This is a genomic window from Microcoleus sp. AR_TQ3_B6 (assembly GCF_036702785.1).
GTDB lineage: Bacteria > Cyanobacteriota > Cyanobacteriia > Cyanobacteriales > Microcoleaceae > Microcoleus.
The window spans coordinates 85,117-107,357 of record NZ_JAUBVJ010000008.1; the positions used below are offsets into that span (position 1 = coordinate 85,117).

At 47.2% G+C, this 22,241-nt stretch carries 18 protein-coding genes, 1 tRNA gene and 1 pseudogene; 10 read left to right on the forward strand and 10 right to left on the reverse strand.

The window, feature by feature from the left end; translation table 11 throughout:
- Nucleotides 1–16: 16 nt before the first annotated feature.
- From QUB56_RS06435 to QUB56_RS06445, 3 genes are all read left to right on the forward strand, one after another.
- Nucleotides 17–1,288, forward strand: coding sequence for an aspartate aminotransferase family protein (locus tag QUB56_RS06435; RefSeq protein WP_332954171.1), 1,272 nt, complete (start codon nt 17–19; stop codon nt 1,286–1,288).
- A gap of 625 nt (nt 1,289–1,913) precedes the next feature.
- A complete protein-coding gene (locus QUB56_RS06440; protein WP_332954172.1) occupies nt 1,914–3,137 on the forward strand; it encodes a transposase in 1,224 nt (407 codons plus the stop codon).
- A gap of 40 nt (nt 3,138–3,177) precedes the next feature.
- Nucleotides 3,178–6,834, forward strand: coding sequence for a CHAT domain-containing tetratricopeptide repeat protein (locus QUB56_RS06445; protein WP_332954173.1), 3,657 nt, complete (start codon nt 3,178–3,180; stop codon nt 6,832–6,834).
- 333 nt (nt 6,835–7,167) lie between these two features.
- On the opposite strand, the gene QUB56_RS06450 is transcribed toward QUB56_RS06445, so the two are convergent.
- Nucleotides 7,168–7,602, reverse strand: coding sequence for a CAAD domain-containing protein (locus QUB56_RS06450; RefSeq protein WP_332954230.1), 435 nt, complete (start codon nt 7,600–7,602; stop codon nt 7,168–7,170).
- Between the two features lie 405 nt (nt 7,603–8,007).
- A pseudogene (gene gltX, locus QUB56_RS06455) lies at nt 8,008–9,432 on the reverse strand (glutamate--tRNA ligase); the annotation flags it as partial.
- A gap of 364 nt (nt 9,433–9,796) precedes the next feature.
- On the opposite strand from gltX, the gene QUB56_RS06460 reads away from it, so the two are divergent.
- The gene (locus QUB56_RS06460; protein WP_332954174.1) at nt 9,797–10,294 is read left to right on the forward strand and encodes a DUF393 domain-containing protein; all 498 of its coding nucleotides are present in this window, start codon (nt 9,797–9,799) and stop codon (nt 10,292–10,294) included.
- A 97-nt stretch (nt 10,295–10,391) separates the two neighbouring features.
- Nucleotides 10,392–10,601: a hypothetical protein gene (locus QUB56_RS06465; RefSeq protein ID WP_332954175.1), complete on the forward strand. Its 210-nt coding sequence runs from the start codon at nt 10,392–10,394 to the stop codon at nt 10,599–10,601.
- 58 nt (nt 10,602–10,659) lie between these two features.
- On the opposite strand, the gene QUB56_RS06470 is transcribed toward QUB56_RS06465, so the two are convergent.
- The 4 genes from QUB56_RS06470 to QUB56_RS06485 all read right to left on the reverse strand — a co-directional run bounded on the left by QUB56_RS06470 (nt 10,660) and on the right by QUB56_RS06485 (nt 14,752).
- Nucleotides 10,660–11,322 carry a Uma2 family endonuclease gene (locus tag QUB56_RS06470; RefSeq protein ID WP_332954176.1) on the reverse strand — a complete coding sequence of 221 codons (663 nt, stop codon included), beginning with the start codon at nt 11,320–11,322 and terminating at the stop codon, nt 10,660–10,662.
- A gap of 290 nt (nt 11,323–11,612) precedes the next feature.
- Nucleotides 11,613–11,686, reverse strand: a tRNA-Asp gene (locus tag QUB56_RS06475).
- Between the two features lie 56 nt (nt 11,687–11,742).
- A complete protein-coding gene (locus QUB56_RS06480) occupies nt 11,743–12,825 on the reverse strand; it encodes an esterase-like activity of phytase family protein (protein ID WP_332954177.1) in 1,083 nt (360 codons plus the stop codon).
- 133 nt (nt 12,826–12,958) lie between these two features.
- The gene (locus tag QUB56_RS06485; RefSeq protein WP_332954178.1) at nt 12,959–14,752 is read right to left on the reverse strand and encodes a TM0106 family RecB-like putative nuclease; all 1,794 of its coding nucleotides are present in this window, start codon (nt 14,750–14,752) and stop codon (nt 12,959–12,961) included.
- Nucleotides 14,753–14,912: 160 nt separating this feature from the next.
- On the opposite strand from QUB56_RS06485, the gene QUB56_RS06490 reads away from it, so the two are divergent.
- The 3 genes from QUB56_RS06490 to QUB56_RS06500 all read left to right on the forward strand — a co-directional run bounded on the left by QUB56_RS06490 (nt 14,913) and on the right by QUB56_RS06500 (nt 17,608).
- Nucleotides 14,913–16,160, forward strand: coding sequence for an aminotransferase class V-fold PLP-dependent enzyme (locus QUB56_RS06490; RefSeq protein ID WP_332954179.1), 1,248 nt, complete (start codon nt 14,913–14,915; stop codon nt 16,158–16,160).
- Nucleotides 16,161–16,481: 321 nt separating this feature from the next.
- Entirely contained in the window at nt 16,482–16,943 is a 462-nt protein-coding gene (locus QUB56_RS06495; RefSeq protein ID WP_332954180.1) for a hypothetical protein, read from the forward strand.
- Nucleotides 16,944–16,945: 2 nt separating this feature from the next.
- Nucleotides 16,946–17,608, forward strand: a complete 663-nt coding sequence (locus QUB56_RS06500) for a hypothetical protein (protein ID WP_332954181.1) — start codon at nt 16,946–16,948, stop codon at nt 17,606–17,608.
- 41 nt (nt 17,609–17,649) lie between these two features.
- On the opposite strand, the gene QUB56_RS06505 is transcribed toward QUB56_RS06500, so the two are convergent.
- The 4 genes from QUB56_RS06505 to QUB56_RS06520 all read right to left on the reverse strand — a co-directional run bounded on the left by QUB56_RS06505 (nt 17,650) and on the right by QUB56_RS06520 (nt 20,061).
- Nucleotides 17,650–17,847 carry a DUF433 domain-containing protein gene (locus tag QUB56_RS06505; protein ID WP_332954183.1) on the reverse strand — a complete coding sequence of 66 codons (198 nt, stop codon included), beginning with the start codon at nt 17,845–17,847 and terminating at the stop codon, nt 17,650–17,652.
- A 93-nt stretch (nt 17,848–17,940) separates the two neighbouring features.
- Nucleotides 17,941–18,285 carry an endoribonuclease MazF gene (gene mazF / locus QUB56_RS06510; RefSeq protein ID WP_332954184.1) on the reverse strand — a complete coding sequence of 115 codons (345 nt, stop codon included), beginning with the start codon at nt 18,283–18,285 and terminating at the stop codon, nt 17,941–17,943.
- A complete protein-coding gene (locus QUB56_RS06515; protein WP_332954186.1) occupies nt 18,282–18,524 on the reverse strand; it encodes an AbrB/MazE/SpoVT family DNA-binding domain-containing protein in 243 nt (80 codons plus the stop codon). The genes mazF and QUB56_RS06515 overlap by 4 nt, the downstream gene beginning before the upstream one ends.
- Before the next feature lie 292 nt (nt 18,525–18,816).
- Nucleotides 18,817–20,061 carry a ferrochelatase gene (locus QUB56_RS06520; protein ID WP_332954187.1) on the reverse strand — a complete coding sequence of 415 codons (1,245 nt, stop codon included), beginning with the start codon at nt 20,059–20,061 and terminating at the stop codon, nt 18,817–18,819.
- 579 nt (nt 20,062–20,640) lie between these two features.
- Between QUB56_RS06520 and QUB56_RS06525 the strand changes: the two genes are divergently transcribed.
- Nucleotides 20,641–21,225, forward strand: a complete 585-nt coding sequence (locus QUB56_RS06525) for a hypothetical protein (RefSeq protein WP_332954188.1) — start codon at nt 20,641–20,643, stop codon at nt 21,223–21,225.
- Entirely contained in the window at nt 21,218–21,943 is a 726-nt protein-coding gene (locus QUB56_RS06530) for a DUF3120 domain-containing protein (RefSeq protein ID WP_332954189.1), read from the forward strand. The genes QUB56_RS06525 and QUB56_RS06530 overlap by 8 nt, the downstream gene beginning before the upstream one ends.
- The last annotated feature ends 298 nt before the right edge of the window (nt 21,944–22,241 follow it).

Consider the following 22,241-nt stretch of genomic DNA (forward strand, 5'->3'; position numbering starts at 1 on the left):
TGTTAAGGAGCGATTCGTGAGTCCAGACACCTTACTAAAAGAACCAAGCGTGCAAGCCGAAGCCAGTTTGTTCAGTTCTGAGGGCTTCGACAGCTATGTAATGACAACTTACGGGCGTTTTGCGATCGCCCTAGAACGGGGCCTCGGCTGCCGCGTTTGGGATACCGAGGGCCGCGAATATCTCGATTTTGTGGCCGGTATTGCTACCTGCACTCTGGGACACGCCCACCCGGCCATGATTGCAGCGGTAACTAAGCAAATGCAGACCCTGCACCACGTTTCTAACCTTTATTATATCCCCCTACAGGGCGAGCTGGCGAAGTGGCTTGTAGACCATTCTTGCGCGGACAGAGCCTTCTTTTGCAACTCCGGCGCAGAAGCTAATGAAGCGGCAATTAAACTCGCCCGCAAGTACGCCCACGAAAAATTAAATATCTCGAATCCGACAATCATTACCGCCGTTGCGAGTTTCCACGGCCGGACTTTGGCGACAATTACGGCCACGGGACAGCCTAAATACCAGAAGGGTTTTAGCCCCTTGGTGCCGGGATTTCACTATGTGCCCTACAACGATATTAGTGCGATCGAAACGGCGATCGAGCAACTCGACAAAGATGAACGCCAAGTAGCTGCAATTATGCTGGAAGCCCTGCAAGGTGAAGGCGGAGTTCGCCCGGGAGATATCGCCTACTTCCAGCGCATTCGGGAAATTTGCGACGAAAAAGGCATTTTGCTGATTCTCGACGAAGTGCAAGTCGGGATGGGACGCAGCGGCAAATACTGGGGCTACGAAAACCTCGGCATTGAACCGGATATCTTTACCTCTGCCAAAGGATTGGGCGGCGGTATCCCGATCGGCGCTATGCTGTGCAAATCTTCCTGCGATGTATTTGAACCGGGAAGTCACGCCAGCACTTTCGGCGGCAATCCTTTTGCTTGCGCTGTAGCTTTGTGCGTGTGCCAAACTTTAGAACGGGAAAACCTTCTAGAAAACGTGCAGCAGCGCGGGGAACAGTTGAAAGCAGGGCTCAACAAGTTGGCGGCCGCATATCCGCATTTAATTGCTGAGGTGCGCGGCTGGGGTTTGATTGTCGGGATGGAATTGCACGCTGATATCGAACTTACATCCGCTGATATTGTCAAATCTGCCATCGCCGCAGGAGTTTTGTTGGTTCCAGCAGGACCGAAAGTCCTGAGGTTTGTCCCGCCGCTGATTGTCACCGCCGCTGAAGTCGATCGAGCTCTGCAGGCAGTGGAGTCAGCCTTGCGTTCTCAGGCGGTACAGTAAAATCTACTGACTTGCTTTTTGTTAGCTGTAGCGTTGAAACTCGCGCAATATCCTAGATAACTCACTTAGGCCAGGACACACTCTTCCTCAGAAACCGGGTTTCTTTCGAGATTTATCGTTACTAAACCCAAAAGTTTCGCAGAAACCCGCTTTCTTTCGAGATTTCTCCTTACTAAACCCAAGAGTTTCGCAGAAACCGGGTTTCTTAGCGTAAGTCCGATCCGAGTAAAAGTAAACCCGTCCCGCTGCAAGTATGTCGGGGCGGGTTTGTCAAATTTAGAACTGTCTGTGAAACCGGCCCCGACAGACTGACGGGGCCTTTAACCGGGATTTTACTAAGGATCGACTCGCCAAATAATACTATTAGCGATTGTAGGTGCTAGTTTCGCTATCTGCGTGTCTGTTGGGACTGGTGAATCCTGGTTTAACTATTTCGCCCCCTTCCCACTAAACCTAGTACCCTTATAGTCGGAAGGGCGGGTGACGACGATTGCATCTTTGAGCAATTTTTGGGACAGCTTTCAAGAGAGGAAAGATGTAATCCTCGTCACTAAATTTTTCCGTAAAATTTTGCTCGTCAACTGTATATTGTGAGAGAATAGAAGAAGCAAGGAGGTGATGTTGAGTGCTACACAAGGCTATCCAAGTTCGTTTGTATTCTACCCAAAATCAAAAAATACAATTAGCTCGCACTTTTGGTGGTGCAGGTTGGTCGTGTAATTATAATCTAAATAAATTAATTGAAATTTATAAAAAAACTGGTAAAAAAATGGGCTGCGCCGCCCTCAACACACTTTTACCTGGTCTCGAAAAATCAGGTATAAGTGCATGGTTAGATAAGTATTACAGCCAATTTTTGCGAGCTAATACGCTCACATCAACCACTGCATACACAAAAAATATTGATAAAAATGCTGGCTTTACTGAGTTCAAATTACAGCATAAAAAACAGTCAGTTAAGCATCATCAAAATGTTAAAATTGTAGAGGGCAATGTAAAAAAAACCCGCAAGCTGAGAATAGGCAAACCAAAAATCCAGAGCTCAATTGAGGGTAAATCCCCGACAGTAATTATTAGTAATAATTCTTCAGGGAAATCTCTGATATCTATACTGACTGAAATTGAGGGTGAGAACCAGACAAAAAAAGAAGGTAGAATTTATGGCATTGATTTAGGAGTGAAACACTTTGCTATTGTCACCGAGTGCGAAAAAAAATCTAAATATGACAATGCCAAGCATTTTGCCAAGCACGAGAAGAACTTGAAGCGCCAGCAGCAAAAGTTAACGCCCCAGCCGAGAAAAAGTAATTCTAGTTACAAATATACAAAAGTTATTCCCAAGGTAGACGAACGGGTTAAGAATTCGCGGCAAGATTTTTTACATAAACTTAGCTATAAGTTAGGGAGCGATCGCCTCGCGGTCATAGTAGACAACCTTCAGGTCTTGGGCATGGTTCGCAATCAAGATTGGGCGAAAGCCTTATATGATAAGGGTTTGGGAAAATACCCCCACTTTTTAGCCAACAAGTGGGAACGCAAAGGCGGGAACATAGTTGAGGTTGATAGATGGTTTCCCAGTTCCAAACTCTGTTCTAATTGTTTCCATCAAAGGACCCAGATGCCATTAGATATCAGGGAATGGCCTTGTCCTCACTGTGGTACAGATCGTAATCAGCAGGGGAATGCAGCGATAAATATCAGAGCAGAAGGTATCAGAATACTAAAGACGGAAGGTTCAGCCGTCTCTGCTTTAGGAGGCGAGGTAAGACCAAAGCTGGCACAAAAGTCTAAGCTTCTGCCCTCGCCTATGAGTACACAAGCCCCTAATATATTCGGTACTCCGATTTAGCGGTGGGTAGTTCACTTGGTTGCACGGAAGCAGCGCTCCTATGGTTAATAGTTTGGCGGAATGCACGATGGACGAAAAGCGTCGCAAAACTGATGTTAATATGCTCCAAACGCTGCTGGAAAATCCTGTGGACTCAGGAATAGATTTGATTTTGAGGACAAACCCAAAGTCGATAGACTTTGGGTTCATGCAAACGCTTTATTTGGAAGAGCCGGCACTGACGCGAGAAAGTTTGCTCAAAGCGGCAAAATTTTTCCAAAAGGCGATCGCACCCTTAGCATCTGCAAAGAACACTTCTAATTTGCCCGGAACCGGGACAGCATATCTGACTTTTTTAGCAGAAGTATTGCAGGCAGTTGCGCGCAGCGCAGATTCGCAGCACCTGTACACGTTGCTGAGACACAATTTAGATAAACTCGATCATAATTTCGCACAACTGCTGCGCGGATGGGCAACTTTGGTGCTTTCGGCTGCCAAAGAATCGGAAACTAGGCGCATTGCAGCCCTGATTGGCAATCTGAGCAATAAAATTGGGCGGTTTCCCCTCGGCAGCAAGGCCAATAACTTGGAAATCGAAATAGCCGGTTACGAAACAGTTGCTAAGGTGTTTACCCGCAAAGACTTTCCCCAAGAATGGGCGATGTTGCAAAACAATCTGGGCAACGCTTACAGCGATCGCCCCAAAGGTGATAAAGCTCAAAATATGGAACAGGCGATCGCTTGCTTTGAAAATGCCTTGCAAGTACGTACTCCCGAAAAGTACCCGGAACAGTGGGCGACGCTGCAAAACAATCTGGGCAACGCTTACAGCGAGCGCCTCAAAGGAGATCCGGCAGACAATCTAGAACAGGCGATCGCCTGCTATCAAAACGCGCTGCGAGTTCGCACGCGCGAAACTTTCGGGGAAGAGTGGGCGAGCACTCAAAACAATCTCGGCCGTGCTTACAGCCGCCGGCTGCAGGGCGACAAAGCCCAAAATCTGGAACTGGCAGTCGCTTGCTACCACAATGCTTTGCAAGTCTACAACCGCAAGCGGTTTCCCCGGCGCTGGGCCACGACTCAAAATAATTTGGCAAATGCTTACTGCGAGTTCCTGCGGGGCAACCGAGCCGAAAATCTAGAATACGCGGTCAACTGCTATCAGAGAGCTTTGCAAGTGCGGACTCGGGAAGCTTTTCCGCTACAGTGGGCGACGACTCAAAGGAATTTGGGGCGGGTGTTTGTCGATCGCATCAAAGGCGATCCGGTGGAAAATGTGGAAATGGCGATCGCCTGCTATCAAAATGCTTTACAAGTCTATACCCGCATCAAATTTCCCGAAGCTTGGGCTTCGATCCAAACTTACCTCGGTAGGATCTACAGTCGGCGGGTGAAAGGGGAAAAAGCTGAAAATATCGAAATGGCGATCGCGTGCTATCAAAATGCTTTGCTCTTTTGCAACCGCCAAAAATCTCCCGAACGCTGGGCAATGCTGTGTGCGTACCTCGGCCGCGCTTTCTGCGAACACCTGAAAGGGGAAAAAAACCGCAACCTCAAAAGCGCGATCGCCTGCTATCAAAATGCCACCCAAGTCTACACCAGGGAGGGAGCTCCCAACCGCTGGGCAATGCTGCAAATTTATCTCGGTAGGGCTTATTCCCAAGTGACAGAAACGGAAAACTTGTCCCACATGGAAAGCGCGATCCGCTGCTATCACAGCGCCTGCCAAGTCTACACTCGCGAAACCCATCCCCACCGCTGGGCTGAAATTTTATTTTATTTGGGTCAAGCTTACCGAGTTCGAGGCGACTTGCTTCGCGCCTACGGGGTTTTTACTGCTGCTGTCGATACTGTGGAATTCTTGCGCTCCGAACCCGAGGTTGATACAGTCGATTGGGGCGATCAGACGAGTACCCCAAAAGTTAAATTAACTCGCACCTGGGCTGCACTCTATAAATGCCTGGTGCAAGTTTGCCTGGAACTCGGCGCCAGCCTTCCCGAATATTTCGCTAAGGCTCTGGAATACGCCGAACGCCACAAAAATCGGAATTTAGTAGAACTGCTGGTTAAATGCCAATTGACTCCGAAAGCCGAAATTTCTGCAGCGGTGCGAAGCGAGTTGGAGTCGCTGCAACAGGAAATAGCGGGGGAACAGCGGCACCAAGAAGAGCGAGAACCCCAGCCCAACCCTACCTTGATTCCTGAGGGCGATACCCAAGGTTTGAACAGCGGTTATCTGCTGCCGAACTCGGACTTGATGCACTTAAATCAATTGTGGCGCCAGTTTGATGGGTTGATCGCTCGGGAGGTGCAGGCAAACGACCCTTTCTTCAGCCTAGCTCGCAAAGTTCAACCCATCGCTTTTGACCAAATTCGCCAATTGTTGCCTGATGCCAATTGCGCTGCTGTGGTGTGGGCGAGTTTGGGGGAGTTGCTGGTCGCTTTTGTGGTGGTCAAGGGTGCACTATATCCCGCCGTTCACCAGTGTTCGTCGCAAAATGCTTTGGCTGCCGAAAGTTGGGCCCAGGAGTACCTCAGCGCTTATTCCGAACAAAAAGGTCGCTGGATCAATCATCTCCCGTCTCGCCTCAAACGCTTGGCCTCGCTGCTGGAAATCGATCGAGTGGTGGCGCTGATTCCGGAGAATTGCGATCGGCTGATTTTTGTGCCGCACCGATTTTTGCACGCTTTGCCCCTCCACGCTTTGCCTCTGGGGGTGAGAGACGGATTTGATGACGGCAGGGGAATTTGGAGGACTGGGTGGAGCGATCGCAGCGGTTTTGATGTGGAGGGGTACGCTGGTTCGGATTTTTCTCAAGGTTCGGCATTTGGCGACGTTCCAGCGCCTGCTAATTATTTGATCGATCGATTTGCTGGAGGAATTCGCTATGCTCCTAGCTGTCAGCTATTGCTGTTTAGACAAAGTGCGCGCGCTGCAGCTCTTGGTCGGTACAGACCCCGTTTGGAACACCTTTTGGCAGTTCCAACTTTCACCAGGGATTCGTTTTACAGCAACATGGAAATCGCCAATATTTCTCAGTATTTTCCTAGTGCAGAACTTCGGCGCCAGAAGCCAGCAATTAAAGAGGCTTTTTCTCGAGGAATGTCTGCTAATAAGGGGGATTCGCCTCAAGAAATAGGGCAGTTGCAGCAGAAAAAATGCGCTCACTTTGCTTGTTTGAGTTTGCTTAATTTGGGTTGGCCGCTGAAATCCGCAGTGTTTTTGAGAAATGATGTTCTGAGTTTGGAGGAAATTTTTAATCTTGATTTGCGGCAATATTTTTTAGTTACCTTATCGGCTTGCGAAATTGCCCCCGGCCCTGTAAGCGTTGCTGGAGGAGATTTTGTCGGTTTGTCGGCGGGTTTGTTGTATGCTGGCACGTCTAGTGTGGTCAGCAGTCTTTGGAAGGTGAACGATGTTTCTACGCTGCTGCTGACTAGCAAGTTTTATGAAAATCTCGCACGGTTTCCTCGGTTGCAGGTGGGAGATGTGGCTCGCGCGCTGGCGGATGCTCAAAGGTGGCTGCGGAATTTGACAGGCGAGGAATTGGAGGTGTTGCTGGCGGATTTTCAACCTCAAATTTCGCATATGTTCGATCGGCTTTCTCACAGTTCTCGCGTTATTGCTGAGGCTTCTTTGCAGCAAATTCGCAACCGCAAACCCTATCCTTTTTCTAATCCCTATCACTGGGCGGCTTTTACCGCTGCTGGGGTTTAGTCATCAGTCATTAGTCATTAGTCATATCAAATCTGTTAATCGGAATTATTCCTATCTCTCTTCTTTTCATCTGCGTGAATCAGCGTCCATCCATTGTCATCTGCGGTTTACATTCTCTTTTTTCCACCGCAGATGAGGGCAGATAAACACAGATTAACGCAGATGAATTAGATCGAGTCCGGTCGCACCATCCCTGATTGTTAACTGTTGACTGGATTTTACTATTCCTATGCTACCGGAATTGATATCATTAGTCCTTTAAAAACCCGACACTGACAACATATTTAAAATTGTCAGTATCGGGCACAAATTCAACAAATTACCAGCAAAAGTTTAGGACTTTTTGCCGAAAACCTGTTCTTTCAAAGCTTGAATTTCTTCACCTAATTGTTGCCGGTTGGACGAGCGCAGCAAATAACGGTAGACAAACCACACGGTGTATCCGATACCAATTAGCTCGAATGTGGGTGCTAGCAGGGGGATGTCGTTGAGTTCGTCTATTACGCCCAAAAGCACTTTCAAAGAGATAATCGAGGCTAAAATTACACCTACAACAGTCAGGGGACTTTTGTACTGCTCGTAAAAGCTGCCGATGTAAGCGGGAAACTCGGACAAAATTGAGATAATTTGTTCTTTGATCTGCTGGGTCTGACTTGGCGGTTCGTCGGTAATTATGACTTTTGTGGTACCGCTTGAACTGTCTCCTTCATTTCCGGCAGGAATTTCGGTGATGATAACGGTTGTTTCTGGTTCGTTTGATGAAGTCATTTCTCCACTCGCAATAGTTTTTTGCTGGTTGGCTGCAGGTATTTCAACTGCTGCTGCGGCTGTTTCAACTGCCGAAATATCGACTGCTGAAACTTCTGTCCCGACTGTTTCGGTAGCCGATATTTCGACTGCTGAAACCTCGGTTCCGGGTGTTTCCACAGGCGATATTTCGACTGCTGAAACCTCGGTTCCGGGTGTTTCCACAGGCGATATTTCGACTGTTTCCACAGGCGATATTTCTACTGCTGTCACCTCGGGCGCTGCTGTTTCAACAGTAGGTGTTTGGACGGCTGGCTGTTCTTTAGCAGAAGTTTCGGCGACTGTTTCTGCGTTTGGTGGTTCTAGGGTAGGAGTTTCGGCCGCGACACCAACCGCAGGCAAATTCAAGTTGCTAATGGCATCAAGCAAGCGGGTTTTAGCCGTCCCCCGCTGGTGAAGGATTACCCAAGATTCTATCAGGTCGGGGCCGTGCATTGCACCTGTCAGAGCGGCTCTGAGCGATCGCATAATTAGCCCTTTGTTAAGATTTTTCTCTTTACTGAGCTTTTTAGTGATTTTCTGAGCTTCCGCTGATGTCAGGGAGGAATGAGTTTCCATCGCTTCTACCACTGCTTGTAAAGCCTCTGCAGCCCCTCGTTGCTGCAACTGTGCGAGTGCTTCTTCTTCATATTCCACCGTGGTGGAGAAGAACAACTTGCACATATCCACAGCATCGGTTAAGCGAACGAGACTCGGACCGATTAAAGCAGCTATTTGTTCGAGCCAAGGGCGGTCTGCCTCGGAGTCAAACTCATAACCGCCTTTCTGCCACCAATAAGGTATCAGCAAATCTGTCAATTGCGGCACTGGCATTTTGTGCAGGTATTGACTGTTAAGCCAATTGAGTTTATCCCAATCAAATTTGGCACCGGCCTTGTTGACTCTATCGAAGGTAAATACTGCTGCTGCTTCGGAGAGTGTAAATATTTCTTGCTTTGAGTCCGGGGGAGTCCAGCCCAGCAAAGTCATGTAATTAACTAGAGCTTCGGGGACGTAACCCATATCTTTGAAGTCAGAAATCGAGGTTACGCCGTCGCGTTTAGAAAGTTTTTGCCCGATCGAGTTTAAAATCAATGGCGTGTGGGCAAATTCTGGGATTTTCGCGCCTAAAGCTTCGTAGAGCAATATTTGTTTCGGAGTATTGCCGATGTGATCTTCGCCGCGGATGACGTGGGTGATGCCCATGTCGATGTCATCGACAACTACTGCGAGGTTGTAGAGGGGTTGGCCGATGACGCCGCCGCTGGATGCACGGGCAATTACCATATCGCCGCCGAGGTCGCTACCTTTCCAGGTTACGGTGCCGCGTACCGTGTCGTTCCAAGATATGGTGCGATCGTCGTCGATGATAAACCGAATTACAGCTTGCCGCCCTTCGGCTTCAAAAGCTTCTCGCTGTTCGGGAGTCAGGTTGCGGTGGCGGTTGTCGTAGCGGGGGGCCTGTTTTTTGGCTTTTTGTGCTTCCCGCATTTGGTCTAGTTCTTGGGCCGTGGTGTAGCAGCGGTAGGCAAGTCCTTTGTCTAGCAGGGTTTGGACCCATTGGCGGTATATCTCCAGACGCTCGGACTGAAAACTCGGGCCTTCGTCCCAGTTCAGACCCAGCCAGGTGAGTCCTTCGAGGATGTTATCTGTGTATTCGCTTTTAGAACGTTCTACATCTGTGTCTTCTACCCGCAGGATGAATTTACCGTCTTGGTTGCGGGCAAACAGCCAGTTGAATACGGCGGTTCTGGCGGTACCGATGTGTAGGTTTCCGGTGGGACTGGGGGCTAGACGGACTCTGACATTCATGTAGATTTTTGCTTTGAGATTGGGGGCGATTTGCTGGTTGGGCGAATTGCTGAGGTTTAAGACTTCAAATTTTATTATATTTTGTTGCCGACTTAATAGTTGTGCTTGGCAGGTGCTTTGCCTCGAATTGCTTGATAATAGCCAATCCTCTTCGAGGGCTTTCCGAAGGCTCGCGAAAGTCTCCGGCAAGGCAGCAGAAGGCATCTTGATGATATTAGCATTGCGGGCGGCCTAGACTGGATTCACCTTTGGGACTATTTTTCACAGCACAAATAAGCTTTAGGAGTACCCAAGGCGCACCTGACAACTATTTATCCTTGTAAAATGTTTGTGTGCGATCGACGACATTAAAAAATATTTCCCTATGTCTGCTGCTAAAACTGAGTTTTCCGAATCTGTTGCGCCCTCACCCGAGTCTGCTGCGCCTGCTTGGCAGATTGAGTTGCTGTACGACGGTGAATGTCCTCTGTGCGTGCGGGAGGTTAATTTCTTGAAAAAACGCGACGCGGGGCGAGGTTTAGTGTCGTTTGTGGATATCGCGGATGATGGCTACAACCCCCAGGCCCACGGCGGCATCGACTACGAAACGGCGATGGGGCGGATTCACGCGATTTTACCCGACGGTACGACGGTGAAAAATGTGGAGGTTTTTCGCCGCACCTACGAGATTTTAGGGATGGGATGGGTTTATGCTGTGACTAAGTTACCAGCGATCGGGGCGATCGCCAATTGGCTGTACGGAATTTGGGCCGACTGGCGGCTGAAGCTGACGGGAAGGCCGGATTTAGCAACAATTATGAGCTCGCGAACTGTGCGGATCGAGTGCGAAAGTCAGGGCCGCTGCCAACCCAACTCGAAATGAGTCATATTTAATAAGTGCGATCGGTCTCTTAGAAGATGTCAGCAGAAACAGACTGCAACTAACCTTAAAGATGGACTACTATTAAAGGTCAAAAAAAATGCAAGATGTAGGCTATACAGTCTTCATGGGCTTCGGCGGTCTCTGGGTACTCATGGGAATTGCCGCTGTGATTTTCTTGTTCAAATCGGACGGTCAAAAACTTAGGTTTGGCAAATGGGGATTGCTAGTTGCTATTCCGATCCTCGTGCCCATTGTCCTGGTTTTGACATATCAGATAGCCCGACCGTTTATTATTCCACACCTTTGAGCGCTGCTGGGAGTCGATCGTCCGTGGGAGAAAGGAATTAGTTAAATTAAGTTTAGTGTTATTGCTCATTGTCGGGCGATCGCAACTGCTCGCTCGCCCATTGACGCAAAGACCGAATTATGGCATTGTCATCTTGAGTTTCTGCCATCTGCAAAAATTGATTGAGCATTGCTACAGAAAGGATGGGAAATGTCGGACTGCGATCGCAGGTAATATATTCCCGATTTTGCAATTGATAAATTTGTACAGTTTGTCCCCGATACCGCCAAACTTCAGGGATTTCTAGCTGTGTGTAAACTACAAATCGATTAGAAGAAGGACTGGTAATATCAACTTCAATTACCAAGTCTGGGGGAGGAGCAGTTGAGATGTCAAGCCTTCTCCCTAGAATGCGATCGACATTTTGGATATAAAAACATGAATCTGGTTCTGCACCTTGTTCTAAATCTTCACGGTTGAGAGTCGTCGAACCAAATCCCTTAATCTTCAAGTCCAACTCCTCAGTCAAAGCTGTAACAATCCGTTTGAGCAAACAGTTAATAGTTTCATGCAAGTCAGATGGCATGATAATTTCTAAGACCCCTTGAGAATATGAAAATCGCGAGGATCTCTTGTCTCCCGCTTCTGCTAATAAGCTTTCGTAAGTCTGCCAACTGATATTAGATAATACTACCCGTTGTGTAGTTTTTTCCGGTGAGGGGTTAATGGTTGTAACGGTCATATTTTCCCGCTCCTTAATCATGTCTGGCTATATAAATATCATAAGATTCGCAGTCATATCATGTCCGATCGATTGACCATAATATCCCGACCGGGCGGGTTTTTGAGATTGGAGATTGTTGGCAGATATTGTTGGCTCACGGGCCCCTACCTGAGGTCGGGTAATCGACCGGACATGATATCAGGAGTTTAGTCCTTTTTTATCCACAGGAGGACTGAAGTCCTGACTACAAAAGAACTCAATTTAGAAATAGATTTATGAAAGGTTTAAACTTTCTATTTACGAGAGAACGGGACAGACGGGGCTCGAACCCGCAACTTCCGCCGTGACAGGGCGGTGCTCTAACCAATTGAACTACTGTCCCTCGTTTTGCCGTTTTTTCAGGCACAATTTCTATTATGCCTATAACTTCACCTTTTGTCAAGAGGTTTTTTGAACTTTTATTTGAAAGCCCAAAATCTGAGTCTCTTGCAGGGGACTGAAGTTGTTGTCGCTCACCAAAATCAGACCTCTGCTAGCATCCGCCAGGGCGGGGCCAAATGTCAACCCCTCAATGTTGTCTAGGGGAATTTTCAGCGTTTCCAAATCCAGCAGCAGGCGTTTTTGAGCGGGAGAAACCTCGCTGAGACGGCTTTTGAGGCTTTCGAGTGCATCAATACGATCGCTCTTTGCCAGAGAAATCTCAAAAATTCTGATAGTTGTGCCAGTTTCCAGGGAGAAAGCACGCTCTAAACTCAGCAAGCGGTTATCGTCGATCGCCACCAAATCCACTAAACCGTTGCTAGTTAATTTTCCCACAGGATTCGCACCAGCCGGTAGCGGTTCGGTGATGTAGAGAAACGATGCTTCTGGATTGCCGCTCACCGCATCGTAGCGCAAAATCCGGCACGGGCTGCCGGTTTCCAGGGAAACTACGGCGCCATCTTGAACCAAGGCGTTTTCGGTAGCTGTAAATAGGTATTTGCGATCGAGCGTTAAACTTAAACTTTCAAATGATAGATTGTTGCGGATGCCTTTAGTTCCCTTGTCGTCGGGCAAAAATAGGTCAGGAATTGGCAGCGTTTTCAGGAGTTTACCATCGAGGGAGAACTCTTTGATAAAAGGATTTATTTGGCGATCGACATCTCCCTCAGAAGAAACAAACACGCTATTGCCAGTAAAAGCTATCCCTTCCGGATCTAAACTTAATTCAGGAAAACCTTTACCGTTTTCATCTAATAAAGTAGTAACACCAGTAAAAGTAACTTGCTTTTTTTCCAGTTTACCAGATTCCAAGTTGATTTTGAGAGTATAGAAGCGCGCCGGAGCCTTACTGCTGCGGTCATCAGAAATGGCATAATAAACTTGTTTCTCGGCATCATAAGTAATGCCCGAAAGTCCGCCAATTTCCGTCCCCTGAAACGGAGAACCTGTAGGAAATATTGCTCTGCCGATAAAAACTATTTTCGTAACAGCGAAAGATTGAGCTGACTGGTTTACCCAAATAGCAACAGTTGCTGCCATCAAAAAACAGACAATAAATATAGTTGCTTTTCCTAGCTTTCGCATTTTACCAATAAATACATTATTACCTATCTTCCTCTTCCCCTTCTTCCTTCGCGCCCTTCGCGTCTTCGCGGTTCATTAAATCTAAAAATCACGGCTCATGATTTAGCAAAAAATTAGTCAACCAATCTTTAACCACATAAGTAGCACGACAGTCGTCCTCATTGTAGCGGACGATCGCCTCCAAGAGCGAGCGATCGCCAGTTCTGAGCCAATCCTCGTACCAGCAGACGCACTGAGCACCATTAGCCTTAGCATCTCGCCAGTCAAAACCCAGCCAGCGGGCAATTGGTTTGAGTGCATAACTTTCCACCGGCATAATCGCCTTTTGCGTCACTTGTTTGTGAATATCTACAAACCGTTTCAGCACGGGTTTCCACAAATAAGCTGGAGTATTGTAAAGTTTAGCCAGTCGCTTAAAAGTCTTGACTTCATAGTCGCAAAAGTGGAAAATCGGAGCAATAGGATAAGCCCACATTAATTCTAAAAATTGCTGCCAGATTGCACCTTCCTCTGCTGCTGATTCTGCTAAAAAACCGTGGAATTTTTCCGTATTGTTGGATCGGTCAACGACTAAGACTCCGTGGAGGTAATCCAAGTTTAACTCGGGTTCTGCTTCAATGTCAAAGTAGAGTTCGATTGGGGCGATCGGCAAAAAGACTGATTGTGAATAGGGAATTGGTTTCTTGCGGAGAATTGGCGCAGGTATAGAAGATGTCGCAGGTTTGTTTTCTCGAATTCTTACTTTCTCAACTGCGATGTCATTCAAGATATTGTCTACAATATCTGGTACGATTTCAGAGGAGTTAAGTTCTTCCGAATTTTCACTTCTACGTTCTTCTCGATCGTCAATCCCTGTATCCGTGTCAAAATCCGTGTCGTGCCTTCCTTCTTCGTTCTTCCTTCTTCCTTCTTCCCGCAACAGCGGTTGATTTAGCAAGTGGGATTGAGCTTGCTGCACCACATCAAAAGCAACTCTGTCCGGGAATTCGGGATACTCAGAAAGCTGTTCGGAACTAGCATTAGCGAGAGCTTCAACCTCAGTAATTTTGAGAGTTTTCAGTCTAGCATAGCGGCTGGCAGTAACTCCCGGCAATAAGGAAAGATGTTTAATAGATGCGGCTTCGGCGTGACAGAGAGTATACCAACCGCAAAGATTGCACTTTTGCCGGGAAATGAACACCTCTGGTTTATCCCCATTTTCTATCATCTGAATGCAATCATCTAAAATCTCGAACATCTGAGGAGTTCGCTGGCCGAGATTCACCGAGCACAGCCCTTTTTTTCGCAGCATCAGCCATGCAGTCTCGGGCCTTGTTTCCTGCACGGAAGATAAAACTTGGGCGTGAAAAGCTGCGATAATTTGATACTCTAGTTTTGGTCGCTTGCTAAGCCAAATATCCGCAGTAATATAACTCCAATCGCCAAATTTTGATTGTCCCGGCTGTTTGATTAATAAATGGGGACGGCCGATCAGGGTAATGTTTGAAGAGGGAAGATTGGAGGATGAAAAATGAATGGGAGTTTCGGGGATTTCGCCAAATTCGGGGAAATATTGACGGTCAATTCCTACCAGAGAAGTTGTTGCGGCGTTGGTTTTGCCGAATTCGCCCTGGATCAGAACTCCTCGGTAAATGCGATCGACCCCTTGCTGCATTAAACTCAACGTAGCGGCCGCACCGGCTTCCCAATCCCCTCTAGGATAATATGGTTGTTCGTAAGTCTCGTGTTCCAAAGCTTGCTGCTGGTATGCGGCGCTGTCGCGCATCAGTTTCAGCAGAAAGTCGCTGGGGGGGTCTTGTTGTTTCCAGTCTCCGCAGGTGTCTAAAAATGCTCGGAGATGGCACCGCTGATAGGAAAGTAGCAGTTTGTCAGTTATTAACATTTAGTATTCGCAAGGCATAGAATAATTAGAAGGAAAGCCTGATAGGGATTTTGACAGGGATACAGGGATTGATTATTTAGCTTGAGGCACAAGTCAAAGGATAGAAAGTTCACACCATCAGTTATTCAATATTAACGCTATCAATAATTCGCCAGAAAAAATGACAAAGGACAATCACCGGCAACAATTCCCAGCTTTGGCCAATAAAGCTTATTTTAACTACGGCGGACAAGGACCGCTGCCTGAGCCTGCTTTAGACGCGATTTATCAGGCTTACAAACGGGTGCAGCTTGGAGGACCGTTTTCGGGGGAGGTGGGGGCTTGGGTGGTTCAGGAGGCGATGCTGACGCGACGTGCGATCGCATCTGAGTTGACGGTACCTCCTCAAACCATCGCCCTAACTGAAGATGTCACCGTCGGCTGCAATATTGCGCTGTGGGGCATTGACTGGAAAGCAGGGGACCATTTGCTGCTTTCTGACTGCGAACACCACGGTATTGTAGCTAGTGTAATGGAACTTCAGCGCCGTTTCAACATTGAGGTTTCGGTTTGTCCGTTGGCGGCTACTTTGAATGAGGGCGATCCGGTGGCGGTGATTGCTGATAGTTTGCGGCCCAATACTCGCTTGTTAGTTATCAGTCACATTTTGTGGAATACTGGCCAAGTTTTGCCTCTGGCTGAGATTGTGAAAGTGTGTCATGAACCCCCCCTAACCCCCCCTTGTCAAGGGGGGGGACAAGAGGAGTTTTCCCGGGTTCAAGGGGATGAACAAGAGGGTTTGCCTGCAAATAAGCACAAAGTTAGAGTGTTAGTTGATGCGGCTCAATCTGTGGGGGTTTTGCCTTTAAATTTGATTGAATCGGGGGTTGACTTTTATGCTTTTACTGGTCACAAATGGTGGTGCGGCCCGGAAGGTTTGGGGGGGCTTTATGTGAGTGCTGAAGCTTTGGCAGATTTGCATCCGGTGTTTATCGGTTGGCGGGGAATTGTGACGGATTCTAATGCTAAGGTCCTTGGCTGGAAGTCGGGATCGCAGCGCTATGAAATTGCGACTTCGGCTTATCCTTTGTATGCGGGTTTGCGGAGTGCGATCGCCCTGCAACATGAATGGGGTACGATCGAGGAAAGGTATGCAGAAATTTGCCGTTTGAGTAAATATCTTTGGGAGCGTTTGTCGGAACTTCCCAATGTGGAATGTTTGCGAAAATCTGCGCCGGAAGCGGGTTTGGTTTCGTTTCGATTAATTAATGGGATGCCGCACAAAAAGCTTGTGGATTTGTTGGAAAAACAGGGAATTATGGTAAGGACTATTCTTAATCCTGATTGTGTGCGGGCTTGTGTTCACTATTTTACAACTGAGGCGGAGATTGATAAGTTGGTTGGCGCGATCGCCATTCAATTAGTATAGCCGGGGCGGGTTTATTTATAGTCCTGGACGCCCGGGTAGTCAGAAACCTACCTGGTTTTTGCCCAGAAGACGCGTTACAGCCGCAGAAACGGCCAAAAACCCGGTTTCGAGGAGTTGGAGTGCGTAAATCCTGTCCTATTATTTTAAGCTAGGATTTACAACCCGTTGTTTTTTCGTTGGGTTTACCTTAGGATATGGTAAGCAGGTTAAACTATGCCGACTATAAATAAAAAAATTAGGTTGCGAATATTTTAAGCTAGGATTTACAACCCGTTGTTTTTTCGTTGGGTTTACCTTAGGATATGGTAAGGAGGTTAAACTATGCAGATTACAAATAAAAAAGAATTTAGGTTGCGAAGCGGTGAAAACTGGACATCGTCTGAGAAGTTCCGTTTGCACGGCGCCGAAGCACTCAGTTCTATCGGCAATGGTGCGATCGCTACCCTCCAAACAAAAACAGGACAGTACCGCATTATTGAGGAACGTGACTTTCAAGAAATGTATGGACTAGCGCGTGATGTTGAGCGGCTAAGGGGAGGATTGCGTGTCGTCATCTTGGCTGTGCGTGCGGCAAAAAAACACCCCGATCCAGAGAATCTTAATCTACTTGCTGAAGCGGTTGCTATGCTGGGAGACTTGCCTGAGCTTCCTACCCGCAATAGCTTCGATCGATTAGTTCCAGAGAATTTCGACTTGGATGAGGATGATGAAGTGATGCTTGACCCTGAGGAAATTGAGCGTCCTCTGCAATCTGAGAATGCGATCGACAATAGGATAGATTGATTGTGATGGCTGTAGCAAATAATGAGCCTAACAATCTGGAAACTCTTGAAAATCAGCTACGCGCACTTTCTCACGACGATCAAGTTCTCACAATTATTCAGGACTTTGCCGATCAACTTGGTAAGACAAAAGACCGTCAGAAAGTTTTCGGAGCAAAGGGAGCGCTGGTGCCTCAGCCAATTGAATATCAGGATATGTTAGCAAGAGGTCTGGTTGGGGACGATGAAGATGCCTTCGCCCTTTTGCAGGGAGATATTGTTAGTAGTGATGCTGGCTACTTCTTGGGAGAGCGTATTACTAACATGAAATTTGCTATCGCAAGCTCAACCTGTGACCTTGTTCAGGGCCGCCGCAATTATGCCTCACTGCTGCGATTGCAACCAATTTTTTCTGACGCTCCTGATGCAAAGCAACTCCTCAGTGAAATGCTAAAGTTCAAATCCACTAAGCGAATGTATCTTCCACCATTACCAGGGGACTCTAGCAATGTACTGGGCAATGCTGTAGTATTTGATGGGGTTATACAGATACGCCTTGATGATTTGCTGTTAGCGACACGGCACGCCAGCCTAACTCTTGTCGGGTGGAGGATATTTGGTTCTCTTGTTCGGACAATTATGGTGCGAGCAGGTGCTAGTGAAACAGAAATGAGATCGAAAGCCTAACGGCAAAGTGGAACCATCGCCGATCGATGCTACTGCTCATTCTAGACATTGGCAGCTTCGATAATTCGCTCAGCGGCAATAGATGCGTCTATTTCCTGAGAGTGGGTCGCATAAAAAGCGAAGACATCGTTCACTTGAGCTTCACTTAAATCATACTCAATGGCAATTTGGTTTGGCGAAAAACCCCATTTCAGGGCTGCAACTACTACTGTTTGCACGCGCAACCGAGTGCCGCGCAAAACGGGTACGAGTTCGCCGCTAGCGCCCCGTACATAGGTAATTTCAGGAAAAGTGCGATGTCTGATTTATGCAGCCCCGTGAACTTCATGCTTTTACAATAACAACGGCTCTATTTTAGCTTGTACCTCTTCAATTACATCTTGAGATACCGACTCAACCAATCGAATACCGCGAGCTTTCCAGTCTAAACACTTAATTTGATCGGCAAGAATTACTCCCTGAACTTTTAATCCAGTGGGTAGGATAACTTCAAAAGGATACCCTTTTTGTTGTTTTGTAATCGGCATAAATAGGGCTAAGGAGCTTTTCTCATTGTAGGAACGAGGTGACAGCACAAAAGCAGGTCTAAGTCCTTTTTGCTCGTGTCCCTTAGTTGGGTCAAAGTCTAAATAAACGATATCGCCTCGACTCGGAAGGTAGGGATTTGATTGTGTCACCAAACTTCGTTCCCTACAGCAACTCCAGTATCAATTTCAGTATGAACATTCTCTGGCGTCATTGCCTCGATGAGCTCCTCAAGCGAATACCGCCGACGAGTTATCGGCTCGATGGTCAGTTTGCCATCTATCAAGACAAGCTTCACTTCAGAACCCTCAGCCAAGTTAATCTCTTTAGCTAAATGCTGTGGAATCCGAACAGCTAGACTGTTTCCCCACTTTGCGATCGTCGCAACCATAGCTTGAACCTCTAGCTAGTGATATCACTCTGAGGAATTTACCCTTTCGCAGAGGATGTATATACAGAGTATCTACAGTCTAGCGACTCAGCGGATGTTTGACAAGCACAGAAAATCTGATAAAAAAGCAAATCGCCCTTTCTCTAAAACAAGCAAAGGCCGCTCAACCTTTTCGCCCAAATTTCTACCTACGCACCCCAACAAAAGAAACCGGGTTTTTCACTAAATCTGCCCTTTCAACGCAGTATCTTCGCAAAAAACCCGGTTTCTGAGCTCTCAGGCCCAAGTCCTATTAGTGAGTGTGCCCGTGCCCGCCATGAGAATGACCGTGCCCGCCATGAGAATGTCCGCGATCACCATGAGAATGCCCACCGTGATTGTGTCCGTGATCGCCATGAGAATGACCATGATCGCCGTGAGAATGGCTGTGCTCGCGGTGCGCGGCAGCCAAACTCGGATTAACAGCAACCGCAGTTTCACTCAACAACGCTTCAATCTGCGGATTTGCCCACTCTGCCGCCATTTTCAGAAACTCTGGATGGTCATTTACGCAAGGCAATTTGCGGTAAGTAACTCCTTGACGCTGTTTCTGCAAAGACTCAATAATGTGGTCTACATCTAACAATGTTTCGTGATTTTCTGTCGCAAATCCGATCGGCATAAACACGATCGCAGTTGCACCCAGATCGATCAAATTCTTCGCAGCCAACGTCGCATCCGGCTGCGTCCATTCAATCAGCGGCGTGTCGTGGTTCAGCCAACCCACGGAAATCAAAGGATAGCGATACATCAAACGTTCGCGCACGCGATCGTACAAAGCTTGACTTTCCACAATACCCGAAGTAAAGCCCTTCGCCTTGTGCGGACAACCGTGATTCATCAGCACAATCCCAATCTGAGAAGGCAAATGCGCTACAGCTAAATCGTTCTTAATTTCCTCTTCAACCAAACGCGCCATCAAATCGATGTAAGCAGGTTCATCGTAAAAAGAAGGAATGTAGCGCTGTCCTTTTACCCAATGTTCCTTACCATCAAAGGTTTGTGCTAAAGCTTTATTCACCTGTTCGACTGCAATGCCGCTGGTGAAAACAGAATCAACTACCAACAGCGGGTAAATCAGAATTTTGTCAAATCCTTCTGCTTTAATTTGCGGAATTACTTGTTCCGGCAAAAACGGCGCACAAAAGTTAAAAGCTTTGAACACTTTTACTTTATCGCCCCATTTCTCCTGTAAATTCTTTTCAATCCCGGCGCGCTGCTGTTCAAAAATTGCATTGTGCGGCGAAACGAATTGACCGTGTTGGTGACTCCACTCGTGCAAGTCAAAGATTGCTAAAATCTTCGCCAGCGGCGGATAAATCCAAAGCGGTACTGGCGCAAATTTTGCCGTAAGCAAATTTAAAGCTTGTTCGTTGTAGTTGGCAAAATCGTCGTAGCTTTCGACTTCGCCGTAACCCATCAGCAATACAGCAACGCGATCGTTACTTGCGGGTGCTGCAGATGTTTTGAAATCGATTTTTTCTGGAGAAGCAACCACTTTGTATTCCTCAATTTTATTTATTCTAAGATATCCAGGCAGGATGAAGGGTGAATCTGAGATTTTTCATTTTTTGCGATCGCACGACTGACGTGCGCGGGGCTGATTCCCGGTTTCTGCGCCCATACTTCCCGGTCAAACCTCTTATTTATCCTAGAAAGCGGATTGATGAGCATCAGTCCTAAGTCGGTTTTTTGTCCCTGACCCGAAATTCGTAGGGCAGCTAAGCTGGCAGGCCTCTAATTTTCACAATCCTGTTTCTTTAAGCTTTTGTGGGGTCAGCTTCGAGGCCGCCGGAAAAGTTAAATCTAAATACAGAACAGCTTAAAACTAGAATCAGCCTTTGCTAAGCTTGACAGGGGATGGGGCGGGGGGGGATAACTTTCATGTTTTCTTAAGACTCCCTCACCTTGCCTCTGATTAAAGCGGTTTGGAGCGTTCCCAGCTTTTAACTTAGGGGGATACTCTTCAAACTAGACTCTATTATAAGTTTAACACCCTATCCCCTGGGGTAGTATATGATATAGTAGCTATATGATAAAGTTATGTTGCGAACTATATTAACTTTCTTGACGAACTATGAGACTGGTAATTTGCCCCGGAGTCCACGAACCAAAGCTAACCGACTGTTTCCTGACGGGACTTTCGGGGCTTTGGGGACTGGCAGCCGATCGCCAAAACCAGCAAATAGTCGAGCCTGTCAAGATTTTTCCCGCTCATAAATATCCGCCTTTTTCAGCTCTTGACATATTGCACTTTGTGTGTAGCGAAGAGTTGGCAGGAGAAAGTCTAGTATTTGTCAGCTTTTCGGCAGGAGTAGCCGGGGCGATCGGGGCGGCTCTTCTGTGGCAGCAACTCGGCGGCAAAGTCGGGGCATTTTTTGCCTTAGACGGTTGGGGAGTACCTCTGATGGGCAATTTTCCCATCCACCGAATCAGCCACGATCGCTTTACGCACTGGAGTTCGGCAATTCTCGGCGGCGGTGGAGAAAGCTTTTATGCAGATCCGCCGATCGAACATTTGGATTTATGGCGAACTCCCCAAACTGCAAAAGGCTGGCACGTGGGCCAAACCGCCGCCGGCATTGAGACTGTCGCACCCACAACCGCAGCAAAATTTTTAGTCCACCTATTGAAACAATACGGAGTCAAATCAGTTGTTTAATCTTAATTTAGTATCCTCTGCGATCGCACCTATTGCCACCATCGCCGGCCTCGACAATTCTGTCACTTCAGGCACAACAAATAGCATCAAACAGTGGTTAATATTTAGCGCCTCAGCATTTTTAGTCTCAATTCCAGTCTTCGTGCAAGCACCGTTGGTTCGCTTATATCCAACCATCAGTTTGCTATCAACTATCCCCTGGTTTGTTCTGAGTTTAATTCTAATTTTCCGCCCCAAAACACAACTTTGGGGGGATTTATTATTAGGATTTGCCGGATGCTGGCTGGCAGGTTCTATCTATTGGGGGTGGTTTAGATGGGAACCAATTTTACATCTACCTATAGAAGCAATTGGCTTGCCTTTTGCTATTTGGTGCTTGGGCAAATCTTGGGGAAAAGTTGGCGGCTATTTTTATTTAGGTTCTCTATTGGGTACTGCCATTACTGATTTATATTTTTACTTGACTGGGTTGATGCCCTACTGGCGCCAAGTGATGCACGCGGAACCGGAATTAGCTATGCCGATTTTTCAAAGTGCGATCGGTCAAATTGAAACTCCTTGGGGTATAGGTTGCGCTCTTGTTTTAATCGCTGTGTTGCTAACAGTCGGTTTGCTGAGTTTGCGCGGCACGCAACTGCACTGGCGCGCGTTTAGCGGTGCGGTGTTAAGCACGCTTTTGGTAGATGGTTTATTTTGGCTGGCTGCTTCTGCGGCTTGAGATTTACGATCGATACTATGTTGGTAATTTTTGACCGCAGATGTGGGCGGATTGACGCAGATTAACGCAGATTTTTTGAGAGATTTAGTCTTGAGATTCCCGATTTATTAAGGAAGTCGGGAATTTGGGTATTTGGGGCGCGGTGTTAATCACGCTTTTGGTAGATGGTTTATTGTGGCTGGCTGCTTCTGTGGCTTGAGATTTATGATTCGATCCTATGTTGGTAATTTTTGACCGCAGATGTGGGCGGATTGACGCGGATTAACGCAGATTTTTTGAGAGATTTAGTCTTGAGATT